General features: G+C 35.4%; 3 protein-coding genes. 1 reads left to right on the top strand and 2 read right to left on the bottom strand.

Annotated elements, in window-relative coordinates; translation table 11 throughout:
- Nucleotides 1-669 precede the first annotated feature (669 nt).
- Nucleotides 670-1,302: a LysE family translocator gene (locus tag V7149_RS06215; protein ID WP_335344785.1), complete on the top strand. Its 633-nt coding sequence runs from the start codon at nt 670-672 to the stop codon at nt 1,300-1,302.
- 543 nt (nt 1,303-1,845) lie between these two features.
- On the opposite strand, the gene V7149_RS06210 is transcribed toward V7149_RS06215, so the two are convergent.
- Both V7149_RS06210 and V7149_RS06205 read right to left on the bottom strand, forming a co-directional pair.
- Nucleotides 1,846-2,652: an MOSC domain-containing protein gene (locus V7149_RS06210; RefSeq protein ID WP_335344784.1), complete on the bottom strand. Its 807-nt coding sequence runs from the start codon at nt 2,650-2,652 to the stop codon at nt 1,846-1,848.
- Nucleotides 2,653-2,825: 173 nt separating this feature from the next.
- On the bottom strand, nt 2,826-3,790 hold a 965-nt coding region (locus V7149_RS06205; protein WP_335344783.1), incomplete at its 5' end, for an amidase.

The raw sequence follows: 3,790 nt of genomic DNA, 5'->3' as shown, positions 1-3,790 counted from the left end.
AGAAAAGCGCCCTTTAATGGAATAACCAAAATATGGGCTAAACCCCATCCCCATCAAGCTAAGGCAAATCATTACCCCCAAAACGAAAAAACGATATTTCTTCTGTAATATAATGGAAAGTATGACGTTTTTTATGTGTCGTGAGGTTTCAAACGAACTTACTCTCTTTTCACAGGTATTACAACGATCTTTGTCTCTACAAGCTCTCCAACAGCTGACCAAAAAGGTAGGTTAAAGAACGAGTAGTACCAAGCTAAAGATTTAATAACGTTGTGCATGTGGTTTATTCAAAAAGTAGGCCTGCTACCAGCCAAGCTGCTATAGACCACAATAAGCAATTTAATGAACGCTAAATACTTAATTTACAAGGGAATTAGGTAATTGGCTGTAACGAAAATGAACAGTTTTGTTACTGTAAAACCAATACTCTAATGTACGTATTAAGTGATGATACAAGCAAATTTTGTTTAAATCCTTATGATAATACCCTACTTATAAACAATATTTTGCCACTGACTGTGCAACGCTGTTACTGAGCCATAATGCACTTTATCGGTAGTTAAGGATAGAAGAAATATTTACGAACAAAGATGAAAAAATACTTTTGTTTTCATACAGCATGCTGTAATATCGATAAGGGCACCCCAAAAATAGAGAGAGGTGCTTAATATGTATGGAGTTATTAATTATGAGGTATTTTTATTAACAGGAATTTTACTAAACTTAATTCCTGGTGCAGACACAATGTATATAGTCGGGAGAAGTATGTCACAAGGCCGAAAAGCAGGTGTTTATTCTGTTTTAGGTATTATTACTGGTTCTTTGACTCACACGTTGTTCGTTGCTTTTGGTTTATCAATCATACTTGTAAAATCTGTTCTCTTATTTAATATCATCAAAATTGTTGGTGTTATTTATTTAGTGTATTTAGGGATTAGAATGTTGATTGATAAAACAAATTTAGCTTTTCAGGCTGCTGCAACCAACAAGCTAAACATAAGGAAAATATACGTGCAAGGGCTTTTGACAAGTCTTACGAATCCAAAAGTTTCTTTGTTTTTTATTGCGTTTCTTCCTCAATTTATAGATACAAAGGATTCGGGACCGATCCCATTTATCATTCTGGGACTGACCTTTACTATCACTGGGTTGTTATGGTGTCTATTTATTGCTTATTTTTCTTCCTACGTTACAAAAAAACTAAGAGGAAACCAAAAGATAGGAACGGTTTTAAACAAAATTACAGGAATGATTTTTATCGGCATGGGGATAAAGCTACTGCAAACAAAAGCTCCTCACTAAACTTGAATAAAACAACAATGCCCCTTCAGATATTCAATTTCAGGTTTAAGTAGATTCATATATGTTGAGAAGCCCTTCAGATTTTACTCTGAAGGGCTTCTTGCTTGTTCTAAATCATTTTTTAACATGTGACACATTACTTTTTATTGTTAGCTAGATAAGGAGCTATGTATAGGTTTTTGTGGGCTTACATATATATCGCTATCTTTTTCACCTATTACCATATGGTATAAATACAAATTACCCACCCCTCTCACAATACGCAACTCGCTTACTTTATCTATCATTACCATAAGTATTCAATTGTCATTGATATTCCTTCTTCCATTAAATGGCCCGATTACTGAAAAAAGCACAATTCCTCTTCAAGAATTGCGCCCTTTAATGGAATAACTAAAACATGATCCCCATCTTAAAAATAAATTAATTCTTCTATTATTAAAGCACCCTTTGAATTGTAACATTTTAAAATCCATACAAATATCAGAGTCTTTATATTGGAAATATTAGGTAAACACAAGGACCGTCCCCATGTTTGGTATTTCACTCAATCTCAATTCTGTCTCCGATGCTTACCTTCCCAGGTTTCACTACGGTAGCATAAACTCCAAAGCTTCCAGCATTATTTTTCACAATAGATCTTAGTACATTTGGATCTTTTGGAAGGTCTCCTTGAGATAATGTTGTCATGACACATCTCTTTGTTTCTTGAGAAATTTTGAGCTGTACACTACCAATGGTTAAGGTTTTACCCACCCAATCATTTTCTATAAATGCTTCCGTATCTGGAACTTCAATAATAATATTAGGCCTGAACCGTCGTGCCTCAATTCTGCTTTCCGGTGCCAGTTTCCTTAAGTAATTAATAGTTGAGGTTGTAATAATATGTACCATATCAATATCAAAAAACGTGTCTTTTGGTGAAGTTCTTGTAAAAATCGAGCCTTTGTTGGCAAGTTCCTCGATATATTCAGGAATATATCCTTCAAACTGTACATCTTTTGCGGATGGAGTTGACAAATGAACGTTTCGATTCAAGCTGTTTGAAAGCAATTCATTTCTTTCTTCGTCTGTACTAATAATCGAACGACCATCCGGAAAAGTAATTCTTACCGGAGGAACTGCAGCATTCTCCTGTGTGGGTTCAACAAACGCTGCCCGATACTGAAACATGTTTGGCCATTTTTTAGGATTTTTAGCATTAGCAAGTTTACCAGTTTCATTATCAATGACTCCATAAGCTCTATCCCCTAATAACCCCTTTTCCGCAATCTCACATGTGTTTAATTCCTCCCCCATCATCGACTTAACGGGATATCTCCAAATTGAAGCAACCTTTAAAGATGCCATACAAATCACCCTTCCCATACTTAATAAAAGATATTATGCCTTATTTGTAAGTATGTTGTTTTATACAGAATTCGCAAAAGAAGGAATAACGTTCCATTGATTGCCAATCTATTTTTCCAAGTAGGACCAATTTCTTTAATTTGTTTTTTATTATTTTTCAAACCCTCAATCGTTTAGGGCAAATGATTTATATTTAGTTTTGCTGTTGTTAATGACAACTCTTGTTCCAAGGCATAACCAAATTGATACAGTTTTGCTTCTTCCCATTCCTTACCTATAAATTGGATTCCAATTGGTAAGCCCTCACTTGAAAAATCACAAGGTAACGCTAAGCTTGGAAAACCGTTCAAATTTGTTGGAGAAGTTTGTTTTGAGATTATTTGCCGAACAACAATAGCATTTTGATCATTTCCAATAAACCTCTCATTAATACGAGGAGGTAAAATAGATGTTGTAGGAGTTAGGATAACATCGACTTTTTCGAAAACATCATTGAATTCCTTTTTCGCTAACTTTCGAGTTTGTAATGCGGTTGCATATTCAAATCCTCTTATATAACGTCCTGTTAGCAATCTTTCCTTCACTTCATCATCCCAAAGATCTGGAAAGCCCTCCAAACCCTCCCTATTAATTGCATATGCATCACTAGAAAGAATAACACGCTGTGCATCTAAAAACTTCTCTATATTCGGAAGTGCAACTCGAGTTATCCTTACTCCTAATGCTTCTAGAATTGTTATCGCTTCTTCTACTTTTTTAGATATTTCTTCATTTAAATCCTCAAAATAAAAATTACTCGGAACTCCTATAGATGTCCCCTTAATATCTTTACCAATTAATCTAGTAAAATCTTCAGGTTTACGGTAGATAGCATCAGGATCTTCTGAATCAAATCCGGAAATGGCATTTAATATTAATGCATTATCATGGACTGTTCTTGTCATAGGCCCGACATGATCCTGAATCCATGATATCGGATACATACCACGCTTACTTACAGTACCATATGTAGGCTTCATCCCAACGATTCCACAGAAAGAAGCCGGTAAACGGATAGAACCTCCAGCATCTGTGCCAATTGCTCCATAACTAAGACACGCCGCTACCGCTGCAGCTGAGCCACTACTTGATCCTCCAG

The organism is Bacillus sp. JJ1503 (assembly GCF_036965125.1).
Lineage (GTDB): Bacteria > Bacillota > Bacilli > Bacillales > Cytobacillaceae > Cytobacillus.
The sequence above is the reverse complement of the archived record's forward strand: the minus strand, read 5'-3'. Positions and strand labels throughout refer to the sequence as shown.